The sequence below is a fragment of the Defluviitoga sp. genome, assembly GCF_035349255.1.
Taxonomy (GTDB): Bacteria; Thermotogota; Thermotogae; order Petrotogales; family Petrotogaceae; genus Defluviitoga.
This window is the reverse complement of record NZ_DAOPSE010000005.1, coordinates 51,781-71,513: the sequence shown is the minus strand read 5'-3', so window position 1 is coordinate 71,513 and position 19,733 is coordinate 51,781. Positions and strand designations below refer to the sequence as shown.

General features: G+C 31.4%; 21 protein-coding genes and 1 tRNA gene. 12 read left to right on the top strand and 10 right to left on the bottom strand.

The window, feature by feature from the left end; genetic code table 11:
• Positions 1 to 166: 166 nt before the first annotated feature.
• From cysC to PKN74_RS02670, 3 genes are read left to right on the top strand one after another with little or no spacing between them, the layout of a single operon-like run.
• A complete protein-coding gene (cysC, locus tag PKN74_RS02680; RefSeq protein ID WP_472308336.1) occupies positions 167 to 775 on the top strand; it encodes an adenylyl-sulfate kinase in 609 nt (202 codons plus the stop codon).
• A gap of 29 nt (positions 776 to 804) precedes the next feature.
• Positions 805 to 1,419 carry a DUF4897 domain-containing protein gene (locus PKN74_RS02675; protein WP_472308334.1) on the top strand — a complete coding sequence of 205 codons (615 nt, stop codon included), beginning with the start codon at positions 805 to 807 and terminating at the stop codon, positions 1,417 to 1,419.
• A 29-nt stretch (positions 1,420 to 1,448) separates the two neighbouring features.
• Positions 1,449 to 2,222 carry a DUF6115 domain-containing protein gene (locus tag PKN74_RS02670; protein WP_472308332.1) on the top strand — a complete coding sequence of 258 codons (774 nt, stop codon included), beginning with the start codon at positions 1,449 to 1,451 and terminating at the stop codon, positions 2,220 to 2,222.
• On the opposite strand, the gene prmC is transcribed toward PKN74_RS02670, so the two are convergent.
• From prmC to PKN74_RS02625, 9 genes are all read right to left on the bottom strand, one after another.
• Positions 2,209 to 3,015: a peptide chain release factor N(5)-glutamine methyltransferase gene (gene prmC, locus PKN74_RS02665; RefSeq protein WP_472308330.1), complete on the bottom strand. Its 807-nt coding sequence runs from the start codon at positions 3,013 to 3,015 to the stop codon at positions 2,209 to 2,211. The two genes, PKN74_RS02670 and prmC, sit on opposite strands and share 14 nt — an antisense overlap.
• Positions 3,016 to 3,019: 4 nt before the next feature.
• The gene (locus PKN74_RS02660; protein WP_472308328.1) at positions 3,020 to 3,325 is read right to left on the bottom strand and encodes a metal-sulfur cluster assembly factor; all 306 of its coding nucleotides are present in this window, start codon (positions 3,323 to 3,325) and stop codon (positions 3,020 to 3,022) included.
• Positions 3,326 to 3,336: 11 nt separating this feature from the next.
• Positions 3,337 to 4,341 carry a peptidyl-prolyl cis-trans isomerase gene (locus tag PKN74_RS02655; RefSeq protein ID WP_472308326.1) on the bottom strand — a complete coding sequence of 335 codons (1,005 nt, stop codon included), beginning with the start codon at positions 4,339 to 4,341 and terminating at the stop codon, positions 3,337 to 3,339.
• A 64-nt stretch (positions 4,342 to 4,405) separates the two neighbouring features.
• On the bottom strand, positions 4,406 to 5,065 hold the full coding sequence (locus tag PKN74_RS02650) for a ribonuclease HII (RefSeq protein WP_472308324.1): 660 nt from the start codon (positions 5,063 to 5,065) through the stop codon (positions 4,406 to 4,408).
• A gap of 67 nt (positions 5,066 to 5,132) precedes the next feature.
• On the bottom strand, positions 5,133 to 6,083 hold the full coding sequence (locus PKN74_RS02645; protein ID WP_472308322.1) for an ABC transporter permease: 951 nt from the start codon (positions 6,081 to 6,083) through the stop codon (positions 5,133 to 5,135).
• On the bottom strand, positions 6,080 to 7,156 hold the full coding sequence (locus tag PKN74_RS02640; protein ID WP_472308362.1) for an ABC transporter permease: 1,077 nt from the start codon (positions 7,154 to 7,156) through the stop codon (positions 6,080 to 6,082). Before PKN74_RS02640 ends, PKN74_RS02645 begins: the two co-directional genes overlap by 4 nt.
• An 84-nt stretch (positions 7,157 to 7,240) precedes the next feature.
• Positions 7,241 to 8,758 (bottom strand): ABC transporter ATP-binding protein, encoded by a 1,518-nt coding sequence (locus PKN74_RS02635; RefSeq protein ID WP_472308360.1) that lies wholly within the window; start codon positions 8,756 to 8,758, stop codon positions 7,241 to 7,243.
• Positions 8,759 to 8,983: 225 nt separating this feature from the next.
• The gene (locus PKN74_RS02630) at positions 8,984 to 10,084 is read right to left on the bottom strand and encodes a BMP family lipoprotein (RefSeq protein ID WP_472308320.1); all 1,101 of its coding nucleotides are present in this window, start codon (positions 10,082 to 10,084) and stop codon (positions 8,984 to 8,986) included.
• Positions 10,085 to 10,161: 77 nt separating this feature from the next.
• Positions 10,162 to 12,150 carry a hypothetical protein gene (locus PKN74_RS02625; RefSeq protein WP_472308318.1) on the bottom strand — a complete coding sequence of 663 codons (1,989 nt, stop codon included), beginning with the start codon at positions 12,148 to 12,150 and terminating at the stop codon, positions 10,162 to 10,164.
• Positions 12,151 to 12,725: 575 nt separating this feature from the next.
• Between PKN74_RS02625 and PKN74_RS02620 the strand changes: the two genes are divergently transcribed.
• On the top strand, positions 12,726 to 13,700 hold the full coding sequence (locus PKN74_RS02620; protein WP_472308316.1) for a YncE family protein: 975 nt from the start codon (positions 12,726 to 12,728) through the stop codon (positions 13,698 to 13,700).
• Here PKN74_RS02620 and PKN74_RS02615 read toward each other — a convergent pair.
• Positions 13,681 to 14,706 (bottom strand): polysaccharide pyruvyl transferase family protein, encoded by a 1,026-nt coding sequence (locus PKN74_RS02615; RefSeq protein ID WP_472308314.1) that lies wholly within the window; start codon positions 14,704 to 14,706, stop codon positions 13,681 to 13,683. The genes PKN74_RS02620 and PKN74_RS02615 overlap by 20 nt on opposite strands.
• A gap of 115 nt (positions 14,707 to 14,821) precedes the next feature.
• Between PKN74_RS02615 and flgB the strand changes: the two genes are divergently transcribed.
• The 8 genes from flgB (at position 14,822) to PKN74_RS02575 (ending at position 19,728) form a co-directional block, all read left to right on the top strand.
• Positions 14,822 to 15,223 carry a flagellar basal body rod protein FlgB gene (gene flgB / locus PKN74_RS02610; protein WP_472308312.1) on the top strand — a complete coding sequence of 134 codons (402 nt, stop codon included), beginning with the start codon at positions 14,822 to 14,824 and terminating at the stop codon, positions 15,221 to 15,223.
• On the top strand, positions 15,223 to 15,642 hold the full coding sequence (flgC, locus tag PKN74_RS02605; RefSeq protein WP_472308310.1) for a flagellar basal body rod protein FlgC: 420 nt from the start codon (positions 15,223 to 15,225) through the stop codon (positions 15,640 to 15,642). The genes flgB and flgC overlap by 1 nt, the downstream gene beginning before the upstream one ends.
• 13 nt (positions 15,643 to 15,655) lie before the next feature.
• Positions 15,656 to 15,955 carry a flagellar hook-basal body complex protein FliE gene (gene fliE, locus PKN74_RS02600; protein ID WP_472308308.1) on the top strand — a complete coding sequence of 100 codons (300 nt, stop codon included), beginning with the start codon at positions 15,656 to 15,658 and terminating at the stop codon, positions 15,953 to 15,955.
• A 173-nt stretch (positions 15,956 to 16,128) separates the two neighbouring features.
• Positions 16,129 to 16,992, top strand: coding sequence for an HDOD domain-containing protein (locus PKN74_RS02595; protein WP_472308306.1), 864 nt, complete (start codon positions 16,129 to 16,131; stop codon positions 16,990 to 16,992).
• A gap of 212 nt (positions 16,993 to 17,204) precedes the next feature.
• Positions 17,205 to 17,579 carry a 30S ribosome-binding factor RbfA gene (rbfA, locus tag PKN74_RS02590; RefSeq protein WP_472308304.1) on the top strand — a complete coding sequence of 125 codons (375 nt, stop codon included), beginning with the start codon at positions 17,205 to 17,207 and terminating at the stop codon, positions 17,577 to 17,579.
• Complete coding sequence (gene truB, locus PKN74_RS02585; RefSeq protein WP_472308302.1) at positions 17,579 to 18,496, top strand: tRNA pseudouridine(55) synthase TruB; 918 nt, start codon at positions 17,579 to 17,581, stop codon at positions 18,494 to 18,496. The genes rbfA and truB overlap by 1 nt, the downstream gene beginning before the upstream one ends.
• Positions 18,497 to 18,498: 2 nt before the next feature.
• Complete coding sequence (gene ribF, locus PKN74_RS02580) at positions 18,499 to 19,410, top strand: riboflavin biosynthesis protein RibF (RefSeq protein WP_472308300.1); 912 nt, start codon at positions 18,499 to 18,501, stop codon at positions 19,408 to 19,410.
• Between the two features lie 243 nt (positions 19,411 to 19,653).
• A tRNA-Val gene (locus PKN74_RS02575) sits at positions 19,654 to 19,728 on the top strand.
• The last annotated feature ends 5 nt before the right edge of the window (positions 19,729 to 19,733 follow it).

The window sequence follows — 19,733 nt, the reverse complement described above, 5'->3', positions numbered from 1 at the left end:
TCAACTCTCTATTAAGTCAAGAAATTTCTAAAAATTGATTTAAATTAAAATCTAAGATAATTTGAAAGGGTTACAGGGCGAAGCCCTCTCAACTCGCTTTTAAGTCAAAAAATTTCTAAAAATCAAGCTTTTAAGAAAAATTAAATTTACTGATGGAGGTATTACATTGGATCAAAGTAAACCAAAAAATGTATTTTGGCATGAAGGCAAAGTAAAAAAAGAAGATAGAGAAAGACTTTTAGGACAAAAAGGTGTAATTGTTTGGTTCACAGGATTATCAGCTTCAGGAAAGTCAACGATAGCTTGTGAAGTTGAAAGAAGGCTTTTTGAAAAAGGGAAACTTGCGTATGTTTTAGATGGGGATAATATCAGGCACGGCTTAAATAAAGATTTAGGCTTTTCACCAGAAGACAGGGAGGAAAATATTAGAAGAATTGGAGAAGTTGCCAAATTATTTTCAGATGCAGGATTAATTGCCTTAACAGCCTTTATCTCTCCTTACAAGAAAGATAGAGACAAGGTTAGAAATTTAGTAAAAAAGGGTGAATTTATAGAAGTTTACGTTAAATGCCCTATATCGGTACTAAAGCAAAGAGATCCAAAAGGAATGTACGAAAAGGCTCTGAGAGGTGAAGTAAAAGATTTTACAGGTATTTCAGCTCCATACGAAGAACCCGACAATCCCGAACTCATCTTAGAAACTGATAAAGAGAGTGTAGAGCAATCAGTTAACAAAGTTTTAGCATATTTAGAAAATCATGGAATTTTAATATAGTATAAAGTGAGATAATTAGGAGGTAATTTATGGCAGAAACTGAGAAGAAGCAAAAAAACAAGAATTTCAATTTCATAGTTATTACTATAATATTTTTTTTAGGGTTGTCTATTTTTCAATTTTTTATGTACAGGAATATGAGACCTAAATTTAATGTCGTATCAAGAGTGATTGATTTTAACATTTATGATGATCTCAGTTTAGATTTTAATACCAAAGTCGATATACAAGTAGAACGCGAAAAAGATTTTAACACTCTGGTTTCAAGTTTTAATACACCAGATGAAGAGAAACTAAAAATGTTTCAAGAAACTTTACAGAATTTGGAAAAGCAGATACCAAGAGATTTTGAAGTACTATCATATGATTCTAGTGTTCACTCAAACTATCCATTTATTTATGTAGATGAGACAGTAAGATTGAAAGGTTTCGTAGTGAAAAACGATGATGGAATGATTGAGTTTTCATTGCCAAATCAACTTTTAAGTGGTGAAAATGAGAATGTTATTGTGACAATACATTTTCCAGAAGAATGGGAAGTTGTGAGTGTAGAGCCCACTCCAAATTACATTGAACAAAACACCATTGCTTATTCATATTTTGGAGCACGTTCATATCCTACTGTAAAGTTTGTTGTTGAATAAAGTATTAAATAGCCAAAGGAGAGAGTCTTTTGGTAATATTATATATCTTGGTTATTGTTTCAATAGCTTTATCTTTAATAAATATATTTTTTTTGTTTAAGTTTGTTAAAACAGTTCAAGAAAATCAAATTAAAAATCAACAAGATGTTACCGAAGATGGTAATATCTTTTTAGCTCGATTTCAAAAGATTACTTCGACAAGATTAAGGGCTTTGGATAATAAAATAGAGATAGTTGACCAGTTACTTCAAGATCTTGACGAAGCTTACATGAAAACTTATTCTTTGCTTTCCGACCTTGAAAGCAAATTGAGTGAGCAAAAAAGAGAAGAAAGGTTAGAAAAACAACGGAATATAGATTCTCCTGCTAATATAAACGTTCAAAAGCGAGCTGAAAAGAATGTAAAAAATTTTGGAAAGGGAAAGCGAGTTTATGAGTTGTCTCGAGAAATCAAAGTAGAAACAAAAGATTTGATAAATTTTATTAATAGAGAAACAGAGTTGCAGATTTATAGTCATTTGCAAAAATTGACCCCTGAAGAAGAACTAACAATCAAAAACAAATTATCAGAAAGAAAAGTAATAGAAGAAAAAAAAGAAGAGAAGCAAGAAAGTGTTTTTAATGAAAATGTAGAAGGATCTATTGTTAATGTAAACAGATTTAATGCCAATAGAAGCTCTGAGAAGAAAGAAAAAATTATTGAATTATATGAACAAGGTCTTTCACCTCAGGAGATAGGAAAAGAACTTAAAATAGGGGTAGGAGAAATAATGTTGGTTTTAAGTTTGTTCAATCAAGATTAGAAACTAAAATAAAACGTTCCTTACCGAATGAGTCTTGTAAAATTTTTGTTTTACCAATTTGTGATAAGATTTTGGATGCTTGAGTGGAATTAAATTCATTTGTTTCAAAAAGCAATGTTTTATCTTTTAGGTTATCTGAATAAAGTGTTAACTTTCTAAAAAATTCTAAACCATCGACTCCACCATCTAGAGCGATTCTTGGTTCGTATTTTAACTGTTTGGACTTATTTATGTATGTAGTTTCGACGTATGGTGGATTTGATATTATTAGCTCTATTTTTGATAAATCTTCAATTATAGGTTCGATAAAGGCTCCCTGCTTAAAATTAATAAAAACCCCTATTTTTTTGGCGTTTTTTTTGGCTATTTCCAACGCACTTGGAGAGATGTCAGTTGCCCATACGTTTACGTGTGGGAGGTTCTTTTTTATTGTAATAGCAATAACGCCAGATCCTGTTCCTACATCTAATACATTGTTAATTTTTTTTGATTTTATTAATTCAATGGCCAGAAGTACGAGATCCTCTGTTTCTATTCTTGGAATTAGAACATTTTCGTCAACATAAAAATCCAATCCTAAAAAGCTTACTTTGTTTGTTAAATATTCAAGAGGATATTCTTCTAGATAATATTTTTCCATTTTTTCAACTGTTTTTGTGATTATTTCAATATCATTATCTTTTAAGTAAAAAGAAATATCTTTTTCTTCTATTTGAGAAAGAACTTTTAAAATGTCAAAAGAGGAGACTTTTGCCTCCTCTTTCAATCTAGAGATTAATTCAATTAGCTTCATTTTATCACAATCCTAACAACATTCTCACTTCATCACTAGCCATTGAAGGATCCCAAGGAGGATCAAAAGTAAGTTCGACTTCTACATCATTTACATTTTCAAGTCCCTTAACTTTTTCCTTAACATTTTCTATAATTAAACCAATTAAAGGACACATTGGAGTAGTCATGGTCAATAATATATGTACATTGTTGTTATCATCAACTTCGACATTGTATACTAATCCTAAAGAGACTATGTCAAAACCAATTTCTATATCGTATACTTCTTTTAGAGAATTAAATACTGTTTCTTTGTCAATTTTTTGCATATTGAATCACCTCAAAACAATGATGAATTAATAATTATAGTTGATTTATTCTGAAATTCTTGAAATTCTTCTGGCAAAATTTTATCAAAATATTCTTGAGCCTTTTTGTCTTTTAGGTTAAAAATGATTTGAAGCTTTGCTTCTTCATATGTCAAAACACGAGCTGGATTCTTTTTTTCGATTTTAACCAAAGCATAGGTACCTTCGAAGCTGTCATATAAAACTGGCCCGAAAACATATCCAGATGGATTACTTTTTATAATTTTCACCAAAGGATTAGTGTCGTCGTCTATTCTGATTGTTAACAAAGGATTTTCTGACTGTCGATAAACTTCATCAAAAGTATAGTAACCATCAATTATTCTACTATAAGTAAAAGAAGCTTCTTCTTCACTTGAAAAAACTAAAACTTTTATATCTGCAGTAGGAGGAGACATGTAGTTAGATTTATTTTTTTCGTATTCAGCTTTAATTTCTTCTTCAGAGATTTCTATTTCGTCAATAATTTTATTATACAGAGCTGATATTGAATTAATGTATAAGGTTGAATAAAAAGCATCATCTATATAATTAACTCTTGAAGTGTACCCTAAAAACAGAAGATATGTTTCAATCTCTTCGTCTTCAATTTCTAGTTCTTTAAAAGTTTCTGAAAATTTGGATTCAATAGTTTTTTTAATATCATTCCTGTTGAGATCAACACCTTTTTGTTCAACAAATTGTACAAAAAGAACTTCATTAACAATCTTCATGGCTTGATCAAATAAATAGGTATTCAAGAACTCAACACCTGTTGCAGTATTAGTTAATTCATTATAAAAGTCAGGATAAGAGGTTTTTAAGTCTAATAAAATGTATAGGATTTGAGATCTAGAATTGAGCAACTCAGTACTGAGCTTTTCGCTGTTCACAAGTGCAAAAGCATCTTGATCTAGAGGTTCGTATAATATTTCACCTAAAAATAAGGTTGGAATAAACAGAATGACTAACAAGTACAAAATTATTTTCTTTTTCATGAAAGTTCCTCCTATACTATGATGTAATAACTAGAAAATATAAAACTTTTATAACTTAGTAATTTTACATGTTTTCATCTTTGTTTTCTGAATAAACTTTTAAAATTCCTTCTTTTAAAAATTTTTTTATAGGATTGAAAGTTTTTCTATGCTCAGATATTATACCATATTTCATTATACTCTCTATGTGGTACTTTGTAGGATAACCTTTGTTTGTTTCAAAATCATATTGAGGATATATATTATGTAAGTCGTTCATGTAGAGATCTCTCTCATACTTTGCAATGATTGAGGCCGCTCCAATTAGATGAGATTTCTGATCACCTTTTACAATGCATTCATATTGAAATGGCAAATTAAAAAATTTTCCGTCGACGAGGGTAAAATATTTATAAGTCCCTCCATTAATTATATTTTTTAATAACTCTGACATGGCAATTTGTGTAGCTTTTAAAATATTTGTTTGATCAATTGTCTTTGATGAAGAAAAATAACTATAACATTTAAAATTACGCTTTAATTGAAAATATCTTTTTTCTCTTTCTTTAGGAGTTAATGATTTGGAATCTTTTCCCAAGGTACTCAACAATTTGAGATCAGACGGAGAATCAATAATTACTGCACCAACAAAAACAGGTCCTGCAAGAGGACCCCTACCTGCTTCATCTATTCCTATCAAAAAATCATAATTTGTGAAGTATGAATGTTCTAAATAATCGTTCATTTTAGATCAAACCTACCAAGCTTTATTCAAAGTCATGTTAATTGAAACATGATGATCGAAGAATTTATCATTCTTTTTCATATGGAACTCCACTTGCGGCTGGAGCTCTAGTTTTTCCTATAAAACCGCCAACAACTACAATTGTTAGAACAAAAGGCAGCAAGTTAAGTAGTGCTTTTGTTTCTGAAGGAAGTTCCATTAAGGTTTGTAGCTGAATATTCATAGCATCGGCTGCACCAAAAAGTAAAGCCGCCCACATAGTACCTACAGGATTCCAATTTCCCAGAATCATTGCAGCTAGAGCTATAAAACCTTTGCCTGCAGGCATTAATTCTTGAAATTGTCCTATATCTCCAATTGCTATGTACATTCCTCCCAATGCTGCAAGTACGCCACTCATTAATACTCCAAAGTATCTGATCCCCTTTACATTCACACCAAGTGTATCAGCGGCTTGAGGATTCTCTCCAACAGCTCTCATCCTCAAACCTAAAGGTGTTTTATATAGCAAAAACCATGAAAATATAATTACACCTATCGCAATGTAAAAGAAGGCGCTCAATTCTCCAAATATTTCACCTATAAACGGAACTTTTTTCAAAGGCTCTATTTTTATCATAGGAATTTTTGTGAGAAAATCTGTTTGACCTTCTTGACCAAATATTGGTTTCATTAAGAATCCTACAGTACCTTGCGCAATTAGAATAAGAGCAGTTGCAGAGACTATCTGGTTTGCAGACCATTCAATAGAAACGTAAGCATGTAAAAAGGCTAAAACTAAACCACCGATCATTCCCATAAGTAACCCAATCCAAGGATTTCCAGTATAAAAAATAAAAACAGCGGCTACAAAACCACCGAGTTTCATAATCCCTTCTAATGCTATGTTTGTAACTCCGGTTATTTCACTGAATACTCCTCCAATTCCAGCGAAAACTAAAGGAAGAGCAGAAAGAATAGTCAATTTATAAAATAAGGGAGAAGCTAATGCAGTAAATATAGCTTGAATCCACGTCACGCTTCTTCACCGCCTTTGATTGTTTGAGAAGATTTGTTTTTTCCAAGCTTAGAAGCTTTAATGATCCAAGTTTTTATTATTCTATCAGCAGCAACAAAGAATATAATAATTCCTTGAACAATTACTATAATATCATCAGGGACTCCAACTGTTTGCATTGAGTTAGAACCAGCTCTTAGCGAAGAGATGAGGAAGGCAGAGAAAATTATTCCAATAGGATTATTTTGCCCAATTAAAGCGATCGTAATTCCGTCAAATCCTCTATCGCTTGTAAAAGCTCCAAATATTCTATGGTGTACACACATAACTTCTAAAGCACCAGCTAAACCAGCTAAAGCTCCTGAAATAGCCATTGTCAAAACTATATTCTTACTTATTGAAATGCCTCCATATTCTGCCGCATATGGGTTGAAGCCTACAGCTTTAGCTTCATAACCGAGAGTAGTTTTCTCAAGTAAGATATAAATTACAATAGCAGCTGCAATAGCAATGATAATTCCTGATGGAACAGTTGAAGCTTGAGCTGTCAGTAGTGGAGGTAACTGAGCACTTTTTGCGATCTCGGGTGATTTAGGTATTCCTATACCAACTGTAAAAGGGCCTGATACTAAATAGTTTGTTAAATGATATGCTATCCAGTTTAACATAATTGTTGTAATAACTTCATGTGCGCCAGTCTGTGCCTTCAGCCAACCAGCAATCGAAGCCCAAAAAGCTCCTCCCAACATACCAGCAAGAATTGTTAAGGGTATGGCTATAACAGGAGGTACATTTCCCAAATTTAAACCGATTATCATAGCAAATATTCCACCCATTGCCATCTGACCTTCGGCTCCAATATTAAAAACTCCTGCCCTAAAACCAAATCCCACAGCTAAACCTGTTAACAACAAACTTGTCATTTTTGTTATGTTGTCTGCCCAGGCAACACGACTTCCAAAAGCACCTTTTAACATAACACCATAAGCTTTTATAGGATTTTGGCCAATAGCTAAAATAATTATTGCACCAATTAATAAGGAAACTAAGACTGCTAAGGCAGGAACTAAGAAAGACATCCATTTACTTCTCATATTTGTAACTTCTGACTTTGAAGCCACTTATTAACGCCTCCTATTCTTGGTATATTACGCTTTCCTACCTTATTTTTTTAATAATCATACTTTCTCTAATACTTTTATCTCTTCTATTCGTTTACCAGCCATCATTAAACCAATTTCTTCAATTGTTAATTCACCATTTTCAAATTCTCCCATTGATCTTCCTTCATACATGACCAAAATTCTATCTGATAGAGACAAAATTTCTTCTAATTCCATTGAAATTAGCAAAACTGCCCCTTTGTTTAGTCGTAAATTAATTAATTCTTTATGAACATACTCTATAGCTCCAACATCTAGCCCTCTTGTAGGTTGAGATACAATAATAAATTTGGGAGAAGAACCTATCTCTCTTGCTAGTATAACTTTTTGTTGATTTCCTCCAGACAAGTTACCAGCTAAATTGTAAATATCAGGTGGTCTCACGTCAAACTTTTTAACTAAACTATGAGAATATTTTTTTATTTCATCGAAATTTAGAAATCCACGATTTGCAAACGGTTCTTTATAATGTTGACTTAATATAAGATTGAAATAAACAGGAAATTCTGGAATTAAACCTCTTCTTTGTCTGTCTTCTGGAATATGACTTATTCCTAGTTCTCTAATCTCTCTTACAGATAGATTTGTTATTTCTTTTCCATTGAACATATAACTACCACTTTCAATTTTTCTAAGGCCTGACAATGCTTCTGCAAGTTCTGTTTGACCATTGCCAGCGACCCCTGCTATTCCTAATATCTCTCCTTCTTTTATTTCAAAGGATAAATCTTTTACTGCATCTAATTTTCTGTTATCTTTTACCCAAATGTTTTCAACTTTTACTATAGATTTTCCAAGAGTAGTTGGAGGTCTCTCTATACTTAAAACGACATTTCTTCCCACCATCATGTTTGCTAGCTCTTTTTCATTTGTTTCTGAAGTTTTTACAGTTCCTGTGACTTTACCGAGCCTCATAACAGTAATAGTATCGCTTATCTCTAAAACTTCTTTTAACTTGTGACTAATAAAAATTATTGTTTTTCCGTCATTTTTTAAAGCCCTCAATATTTCAAATAGCTCATTAGTTTCTTGTGGAGTTAATACAGCAGTAGGTTCATCGAGTATTAAGATATCGGCTCCTCTATAGAGTGTCTTTATAATTTCTACTCTCTGTTGCATTCCAACAGGAATATCTTCAATTTTGGCGTCCACATCTACCTTCAAACCATATCTTTCGGACAATTCCTTAACTTCTTTTTTCGCAAATTTCAGGTCAAACAAGATACCTTTTTTGGGTTCTGATCCTAAAACCACGTTTTCGGCGACTGTTAAATTATCAACAAGCATAAAATGTTGGTGAACCATTCCGATTCCAGCTTTTATAGCGTCTGAGGGGCCTTTAAAATCAACCTTTTTATCAAATACGTATATTTCGCCGCTCGTTGGCTTATATAACCCATATAATTGATTCATTAAAGTAGTCTTTCCCGCACCGTTTTCTCCTATCAAAGCGTGTATTTCGCCTTTTTTAACCGCAAAATTTACGTTGTCATTTGCTACTACCTTTGGAAAAACTTTTGTGATATTTTTCATATATACGGCATAATCTTTGAGTGTTTCTTGGATATTTTCTTCTGACACAAGTACGACCTCCTTTCTGAGTATAGTTTTGATTCCTACATCGTCTTTTATTATTTTTCAAGGTTTAAGAATGAAAAAGATATGACTTAAATTGTCATACTTTACAAGTAACATATAAAACTATAGGAAGAAAGCGGGAGGCCCCGCTTTCTTCGATTAAAAATTAATTAAATGAAATTAAAACGGAAATTCGATATAGCTTACATCAAGGGTGGCTAATTCTGCTTCTGTTGAAGGAATATCGATCCTACCTTCTTTAGCAAGTTTTTGTAAATAGGCTAGTTCGGCTAATATCTCGTTTGAAACTAATCCCTTTGTATATTTCATTGGAGAAATACCGACACCATCATCTGCTATACCCATTAGTTTATGTCCAGATTGAAAATATCTTGGTGATTGTGCGTTACTTATTCCTTCATAGGTTGCAATATCGATCTTTTTTGTTATACTCAATAAAACGTATCCTGGGGCCATATAATCTTGATCAACGTCAACACCTATTGCAAAATAACCTTTTCCTTCTTCAAAATATTTGTCTATAACTTGTTCTAAAGGTGCATTAGCAGGTAAATTATAGAAAGACATCCCTGTTTCTTTTGCAGCGTCAATTACACCATTTCCTGTTGCGCCAGCACATGCAAAAACTATATCTGCACCACTGCCATATTGTGAAAGTGTCATTTGTTTGCCTTTTGCAGGCTCTTCAAAGGTTCCAGTGTATCCAACTATTACTTTAACGTTTGCGTCATGTAATTGATTGTATGCCTCCACTCCAGCTCTATAGCCTATTTCATATCTTTTAACAGGCGGTAGATCTTGCCCTCCTACAAAGCCGAGTATGCCTGAGTTGGTTACAGAAGCAGCTACGTATCCTCCCAAAAATCCAGCTTCATGCTCACTGAAAGAATAAAGAGCTAAGTTTTTTGGAATGACTTGATCAGGGGAAGGATCTATATCTATACCGATGAAAAAAACATCAGGATATTGTGTTGCTATGTTGTATATCGCATCTGCCATCATGAAACCTACCCCTATTACAACATCACCTTCTTTAGCAGCTTGAGCTAAGTTTGGTATATAATCAGTTTGTTCGTTAGACACTATGATCTTTTTTTCTACATTGGGTAGTAATCTTTCAGCCATCAATACGCCAGCCCAAGCACCATCGTTAAATGATTTGTCTCCAAGCCCACCAACGTCCGTAACCATGATAACTTTAAACGCAAAACTACTAACTACGAATAAAGTTATTAAAACAAAAGATAAAAGTTTTTTCATACTTTTAATACCTCCTTTTAAGGGATTTCTGTGTTTGTAAAACATTTTGAACGTTTAAAGCAATATTTATGTTGTAATTATTGACTTAGATTTGTGATTTGTGTATGTTCTTCTAGTTGTGAGTGGTTTTCTTTTTTGTGAAGTAAGTGAGTGAAAAGGGCTATAGTTGTTATAATTAACATTAAAACACCGAAAATATAATTGATAGAAAAATTTTTAGATATTAAAGTTGGATAACCGCTTTGGCTTATTACTTCGAGTTTGTGTGGTTTCACAAAGCTTAAAAAACTAGAAATATACATTAGAGCAACTGAAGTGTATTTCATGATATTTATTTCAAAGATAAGAAACATAGAAAAAGCTAGAAAAAACAGGGTTACAATTTTTGTCCCGAATGACGAATTGAACGGTTTTAATTTAATTTTGTCAGCCTTTTCTAATGTATAAAATGAAGCTATTTGAGACATCAGAGGATCAGTTAAGTCTGTCTTTTTGAGTGCGGATGTAACCGTTTTTCTGACATCCTCTTCAAATTTCGAATCTGAATATTTAATAACGTTTTGTATTCTGTTTTCCAAATGATTGAGTTCTTTTTTGATACGTTTTTGTAAGGTCTTAGAATAAGTCACCATTTTATTAATTTCTTTCGAAAAATTAGCTGGTAACCCTCTGTACCTTTCTACATTATTAATTTTTAATCCTTCTCGGTTGGTTTGTACCTTAACACTTTGTTTATCAGCTTGAATTTGGCTTACAATATTGGAATTTGTTAAGCCTTTTAAAAAGTCGGCAAAAGAAGATCTATAAAATGTGTTTATTTTAGTATATTCGTTTCCCAAGAGAGAAACTAACTGTTCACTGGCTCTATTAAGAGGTGAATGTGAATACAAAGCGACATCATTTAACAACTGTGTTTCGAATATAGAGTCATGGAAATCTTGATTTTCTTGCATCAGAAGATCTTGAGAGTTGTACATGGGTAATACAAATAAAAAAAGCGCGAGAAAAAATATTGAAACATTCAAAGCTTTCATAATAGGTTTTACTTTCTTCCCAAAGCTTCTACATAACATCACAAACCAGAAAATAAACACAAACGGGATAATAAAACTACCGTATGCAAAGGAAGAAACAATATCTTTAATCGGGTTGTAAAAGAATAAAACATAGAAAAACTCACATAAATAAACGCCTAAAACAGAAACCCACAAATATTTTTTGAAGAAAATAAATGAAATTAAAATTACTCCACCATAAACAAAGAATCGTATGAATTCTAAGTGTGTTTCTCCTTTTCCAAGAGTTACAAAAATTTGAGTGAGTTGTTTTATTTGATCATCCACTTCTTTAAGTAGAGGAGAAACATAATTATATGACAGTTGGTCTATAGCAATCTGTAGTTGTCTTCCACTGAGACCTGATTCTGCGAGTTGCCTTATGCCGTTTTCTATGCTTTCTTTATTTTCAGATATTATTTGATCTATTGTTTCGTCAGGTTCTCCAAGGTAAATATAAAAACTCAAATCGTCTATCTTAGCGTTTGATGGGAATCTCTGAATAGCGGTGTAAGGCGCTTCATTAACAATCCCTAGAGAAAAAATTATCACATTCCCAAAATAAGTTAAAGCATCATTTTCTAATTCTTTCTTATAGTTTTGGACGGTGGTAAAATATGCAGGAAGGGATCTAATTGTTTCTTGAGTGATTGCATCGCCTGAAAGATCAGATTGTAAATAAGCGAGAAATCCTATAAAGGCTAGCTTTTCCTCAATAGTTTCAAATTTTGGTTCGAGATTTGAATAAATTTGAGAAAGATAGGTTTGAATATTAGTAGGTCTGTCAATATATTCAGCACTTCCTATCATTTGAGTTCTATAAAATCTATACAAGCCTAGATTATACAGTTCGTTCATGAAATCCTGAAATTCCTCCTCTATCACCTCTCCTTCTTCTCCGTTGTAAGTTCTTATCAGAGAAACATAGATATCCTTGACAGTCTCAATTTCAATGCTAAAAACAGTAAAAGATAGCGCTACCATCAAAATAGTTACGACTAATTTTTTCATACTTTTCCTCCACTCTGCATTTTTAAGCCAGGGTTAAGCCAGTAAACATTTTAACTCTGTCATTTTAGCAACAAATTGCCTATCATTTTTTATTATATCATTTTTTAATAGTTTATTCAAGTTAGTTAGATAACTCATTAAGAGGTATGAAGTTTGATTAACCAAAGATGTTTTTATTTAGTTGAGTTTTTCCTTTTTTATGATAAAATATTAAAGTCTATTAATAAAAGAAACAAGATTCTTGTGCTTTAAAAGAGAGTTGATAATATTTTAATAATAGAAATAATAGCAAAAATTTTAATTTTAAAAAATAAAAATTTGAATTAAAGCGGTCGCATAAACGGTATTTCCTCGTTTCCTTTTTTTGATTTCAGGTTGGTAGAAAAAGATACATGGCGAAACCTTCCCTGGTAATCTAAGAGAATCTAATAAAAAGCGTGAAAAGTATGAAATTAGATTCTTAGATTTTCCAAAGCGTTATTCTTCGATTTAAAATATTGTTAAAGGAGAGGACTAAAATTTCTAAAAAACGACTTTTTCTATTTTTTAGCTTGGTATTTTTTGCATCAATTGTGATGTCCGATGATATTTTTTTAGAAGTGGCTAAATTTGAAATAGGTAAAAGAGCTTTTCATATTGATTTGGGAAGGAATTATGCAATTGTAGCAGATTATGAAGGGAAAGTAAGTTTTATAGATATATTTACTTTAGCAAAGTCGGAATTTTCCGAAGCGACTATCCCCATGGGGGGCGCTTACGATGGAGAATTTTTTTATGTTATTGATAATTACAAAAGGGAAGTATTAAAGATTAAAAATAATAAAGTAGAAAGGAAATTGCTTTTAGAGGCAAAACCAGTTAACATCAAACTGATAAACAATGATTTATATGTTGTAACAACAGATCCTTATCGATTCTATTTAATAGATAGAAACATGTTTATAAAAAAATCCGTAGAATTACCTGTTCATAGTCCTTTAATAAGAAATATAGGAACTCAAGTCTTCATTCCATTATTTGAAAATTATAAAAACAATATTCGATTAACTGACCTCCTTTTTTTGATTCCAAATCAAAATAGCTACATAATTAATTACAACAATATTTCTTATCCTGTTGATGTGGCAGGATACCAAGGAGTTATTTATTTTGTCACATATTATGACGGAATTTTGTATAAAAGTGAGTTTAAAAACCAACCTAAAGTTGCTCAATTTGGGAAATACACAACTAAACTGGAACTTTACAAAGCGAACATAGTGGGTAATTCTTTGATGGGAGGAATTTATTATTATGATCTGTCTTCTGGTCAGACTTCAGTAATATTAGAGGAAGTTCCGATAAGCGATATTGCTGTATCGCCAAATGGAGAATATTTGTACGCCATTTCACACATTGAAAATAAGTTATACATAATAAAAAATAAGGATATTTATCAAGATTTAGATACAGAGAAATATCCTATTGCAGTTGAAGCTCCTGATAATAACATTGTGTTGGTACTATGTACAGATTCAGAAGAACTAATGGTCATAAGACGCTTTGAATGAGTTTTTTGATATCAAAAACAGTTTTTTCTATTTTATCTTTATAAATTGCTGAAAGATTTTTAAAATCATACTTAGAATCAATCAAATCGTAGTAACAAAAAGGTATCTCAAAAGTGTTTTTGTAAAAAAAAGAGTAATCTTCCTTAATATTTTTTATAACTCTACGATTTTTTATGTTATTGTAAGTAAGTGTTTTAGCTTCAAAAAAGATACCTGCTAAAGAGCTATGTAATCTGTCAGAAATTACAATTTTAGATTGAGCAATTTCTTCTGTAATTTTTTGAAAGTCGTGTATAGGTAAATCAGCTTTCATGTTAGTTTTCTTTCTTATTTTTTCCACGAAATCATAATTTTTCATGATATCTTGGTTTGCATTTATAGCAAGAGTTGATATAGTGAAATTACTAAACGTTGAAAGAAAACTAATAAGAAGTTCTAAATCATGGTCTTCTTTTAAGCAAATCGCAATTTTGTCTGTTTTTTTGAACTCGTAATCAAAAAAAACATATGGTCCAATATCCACACCTAGAGAAAGGTTTTTATTGATTTTTGTTGCAAATTCATATGAAGTTTTATCTCTAAGGATGCCATAAAGTTTGGGATAACAAAGAATTTTTTTCAGTTTTTTAACACCCTTGTTTTTTTTAAATGATCCGAATCCTTGAGATAGTAGTAGAATTGTTTTGTTTTCTTTTGCAGCAACATTTGCTATGCAGTAATAGTAAAGGAAACTCCTATAAGATGTCTCTGTTTGAAATAAATTACCTCCTCCAAAAACAACTAAGTCAGACTCTTTAATAGCTTTTTTTATTTCGTATAAATTGAACCTCGGAACGATTTGTATATCAAATGTATAATTACTACTGAATTCTAATTTATTTTCTAATGGTAGTAGAATCACTCCATCAAACTTCATTTCGTCAAAAATCTTTAAGAAACTATTTAATAGAAGATCATCGCCATAATTTTTGTATCCATAATAACCTACTAATAAAATTTTTTTCATAAATTTAACTCCTTGCAAGGGAATTTTTAGGAAAATAACATATTTATATAGAATAATATACCAGAGACAAAATAGATAAATAAGTTACACACAATTTAAGGAAGGAAGTTTTAATATGTTTGATGAAATAAATTTTGGATTAATCCCAAAAACTTTAGATGCTCTATCTTTAAGACAAACAGTAATATCGCAAAATATATCTAATTATAACACTCCCGGTTACAAAAGAAAGTATGTAAACTTTGAAAGTGAATTACAGAAATGTTTGAACGAAAATGACATTTTAAGTTTGAAAACAAATAATGATAGACATATTAATAATACCTCATCTTTAGAAATAATTCAAGCTGATATAAAAGAAGATGATTCTAAATCTCTAAGAGATGACGGTAACAATGTTGATCCAGACAAGGAATTTGTATATTTGATAGAAAATACATTAAAGTATAATACTTTATCTAGATTAATGACTTATGCAATTCAACGCTATGATACGGTTATAAGGGGTGGAAAATGATGGAGGGTTTGTTTAAGGTTTTTAATATTGCCTCAAGTGGTATGTCTGCCGAAAGATTCAGGTTGAATGTCATATCACAAAATTTAGCAAACTCAGATGCAACAAGAACAGAAGAAGGTGGACCATACAGAAGGAAGGCTGTAGTATTTCAAGAGGCAGTAAATAAGAGTTTAAAAAACGAACCCGATTTAGCGGGGGTCAAGGTTGTATCTATAGAAGATGATCCCTCCCCTTTCAGGATGGTTTACGATCCTAATCATCCAGATGCAAATGAAGAAGGGTATGTTAGTTATCCTAATGTTAATGTTTTGAGGGAAATGGTAGATATGATTTCTGCCCAAAGGGCTTACGAAATGAATGCAGCTGTCGTAAGCGCTGCTAAAAGTATGTACAATGCTGCGCTTAATATTGGAAGATAGGAGGTAGAAAATCGTGGTTGATGGAATTAATAAAATACCAGGTATTGGTACAGAGAATATTAGTGTTGAGAAACAGAAACAAGAGACTAAAAAATTAGATTTTTCTGAAATGCTAAAAGAAGCGATTGAAGAAGTGAATTCTTTGCAAAAAAATGCAGATAAAGTAGCTGCTGACTATGCCTCAGGAAAAATAACCGATATACACCAGGTAATGATATCTGCAGAAAAAGCTTCACTTTCTTTAAAGTTAACAGCAGAGGTAACAAATAGAATAGTCGAAGCTTACAAAGAAATAATGAGAATGCAAATTTAGAATCATAAAAAGATAAAAGCTAGCTGTTGAAGAATAAATAATAACATAAAATAAGGGTTTAATACCCTTACTATTTTATTGTTATTTAATAGAAACTTTTTATGTAATTTTAATATAATTTGTTATAATTTTATCAATCATGATAAAGAAATTTTAGTTGATGAGGAATCATTATGGAAGTAAATAATGTAAAAGAAATTACCAATAAGATTAAAGAGTTACCTACGCCTGAGTTTTTAGTACAAAACATTATTTCTATATCTTTGGATTCTGAGGCAGATATGAAAGAGCTAATAACTTCGATATCTCAATCTCCTACCTTAACAGCAAAGATTTTAAAACTTGCTAACTCTGCTTATTATTCTTTACCTAAAAGAATTACAAAATTAAGTCAGGCTGTTAACTTACTTGGACTAAAAACAGTTAGGAATTTGGCTTTAAGTATTTTTACTGTTGAAAATTACTTCGACAAGGAATTTCCTTTTTTTAACACTTATAATTTTTGGCAACATTTAATAACTACTGGAATTGCTTCAGAGCTTTTGGCAAAATATATTAATTTTCCTGATAAAGAAGAGGCTTTTATGTGTGGTATTTTACATGATTTGGGAAAAATAGTTACGGCTCATATTATGCCAGAAATTTTTGAGATGGTTGTTAAGGTTGCTCAGCATGAAAAGATATCTTTCTTTGAGGCGGAACAGCTTTTATCAGTTATCAGTCATCAACAACTTGGTAAAATATTGTTCGAAAGCTGGAATATGTCAGAGATTGTAATTGATACCGTTGCTTTTCATAATGATCCAGTTAATTTAAAGAATGAAAATAATAGAAAGATTTTATACATTGTGAATTTAGCAAACGTAACGATTAATTTACTTTTTTATGGTTTTTCAGGGTGTTATAATATACCTGTTGCTGAGCCAGAAGTCTGGAACTATTTAGGAATGAATTATTATAAATATGACAGTTATTTAGAGGACCTAAAAAGGACTATAGAAAAATCTCAGGAATTTATTTACATGAAAGATATTTAAGTTAATGTTTTAGAGTCGAAGTTCTTAAATTTAATTGGGTTCAAGGCCTGCGGGCCACGCCTCGTAAGATTTATTTAAGTTAAATGATAAATACAATAAATAGCGGTTTGATAAAGTATTAATACATCGAATCCTTTAACAAAAAAGAATTCTATAATAGATTCAACAGAGAGTTATATGATTTTCAAAATAATTGTTAGGAGGCAACTAAAATGGCTCATTATAAAAAAGAAATGCTTGAATCAGAAATGAAGAAGATTATCATGAAAGGTTTTTCTGAATTGAAAGATCCTCGAATCAAGGATAAAATGATAAATATAAACTTTGTAAAATTGTCGGGAGATAAATCATATTTAGATGTCTATGTATCTTCTTTGGATGAAGATATTGATACAATTGTAGAAATTTTAAATAATGCAAAAGGTATGTTTAGAACGTTAATTGCAAAGAATATGCATATATATAAAGCGCCTGAAGTTCGGTTTCACAAGGATGAGGGTATTGAAGCTAGTATTAGAATTAATAAGTTATTAGAAGAATTGCAAGAAAATCAACCTGAAGACGATGAATCAAACGAGGATGATTAATGAAAAGCGGGATAATAGTAATTAATAAACCTAAGGGAATAACATCTCATGGAGTAGTTGAAAAGGTGAGATATATATTACAGACAAAAAAGGTAGGTCATGCGGGAACACTTGATCCGTTTGCAACAGGTGTTCTTGTTTTAGGGGTAAATAAAGGGACCAAGTTACTTGAGTTTTTTTTCAATGATAGAAAAATTTATTATGTAAAGGCGAAACTAGGGATTATTACTGAAACTTTTGATCTTGAGAGTGAAATAAGAGAGGTAAATGAAGTTACCAAAGAGCATATTGATGCACTCAAAGAAGTTGTGTTTTCCTTTATAGAGGAGTATCTTCAAGTTCCCCCTGCTTATTCTGCAAAAAAATATAAGGGAAAACGTTTATATGAGTATGCAAGAGAGGGTAAAATAATCAATTTGCCACCTAGGAAAGTTCAAATTTATAGTATTTCAAATTTCAAACAGGAGGGCACAGAATTCAGTTTTGTAGTTGAAGTTGGTCCTGGAACTTATATAAGATCTTTGATAATGGATATTGGCTATAAATTAGGATGTGGTGCTGTCACAGTTGAGCTTTGCAGATTAAAGAGTGGAAAATTTACCTTAGATGAGGCAATAAGCTTGGAAGAGGTATCATATGATAAATTGATATCTCTAGACGATAGTATTGATTTCCCATATGTAGTGGTAAACAATGGAGATAAAGTTTTAAAAGGTCAACAAATTTATAAATCAAATATCATTGAGTACTCTGATTTTGAAAAAGGAGATTATGTTAAAATATACAATGAAGAGAGAGAATTCATAAGTATAGGAATAGCAGAAAGAAGATCTAAATTTTTGACCACTCTTCTTAAGATGCCTGAGAGGAATGATCGTATAGTAAAGATTTACAAAAATTTATACGAGGTGACTTAAAATTGTATGCTTTAACAATTGGGGTATTTGATGGGGTGCACAAAGGCCATCAATACATTCTAGATAATACTTTAGAAGTAGCAAAAAAAATGAACTTCATTCCGTTAGTTTTGATGTTTAGATATCCAGCGGAAAAAATTCTAGGAAGCTCCTTCGAAGGGTTAATTTTACCCAGTTGGAGAAGAAAAGAAATCTGCGAAAGCATGGGATTTGAAGTTATTGTAAAAGATATGGAAGAAGTTTGGGGAATTTCGCATGAGGAGTATTTGAATAAATTGATTAATATGGGTGTGGGAGCCATAGTTTGTGGTGAGGATTTTACTTTTGGCAAAAGCGCTTTGGGCAATGTAGGTTATTTACAATCAGTTGGTAAAGCTAAAGGTTTAAATGTAAAGGTATTGAAAGATTATACGAAAGATGGTACCAGGATTAGTTCTTCGGCAATAAAAAAAGAGCTAAAAAACGGGAATGTGAAAAGTGCCAATGATATGCTAAATAGGTTTTGGACTTTGGAAGGTCCTGTATATCAAGATAAGCGTATGGGTTTTAAATTAGGTTTCCCTACTGCAAATATTAATACCTTATACAGAGAACAGATTATTTTCCCAAAGTTCGGAGTTTATTTAGTAAGGGGTAAGATCCTTGGGGAAAAAGGAAGTTTGTGGGGTTTAATGAATGTAGGGGTCAGGCCGACTATTCATGAACCTAACAAAGAACCAAAAGTTGAAGTATATTTTCTCGATTTTTTTGGTAATTTATATGATGAATATATTATTTTAGAGGTTTTAGATTTCTTACGGGAAGAGAAAAAATTTGAAAATGAGAAAGAACTTGTTAATGCAATGATAAGAGACGAAGACAGAGCTAGGGAAATAATAGCAAAAAGTTATGGAAATATAAAAAGTCTTAGTTAATGTATTTGTTATACATTAAGAAGGTTTAAATTGAATAGGATTTTTAAATAGCTATTGTTAAAGAGAAATCAAGAGACAAATATTTTCTAAATAGAGAAAATTAAAAAATGTAGGAACTACTGAAAATACAAAAGGAAACATAAAGAACTAGTCAAATTGATTATTAAAAATGCTTTAAATAGGTATGGTCTACTTGACAATTAAAAAATAAAATTATATAATCTTTAAAAGATGATTTTAATAGGGCGCTTAGCTCAGTGGGAGAGCGTCTGCTTCACGCGCAGAAGGTCGTAGGTTCGAATCCTACAGCGCCCACCACTTCT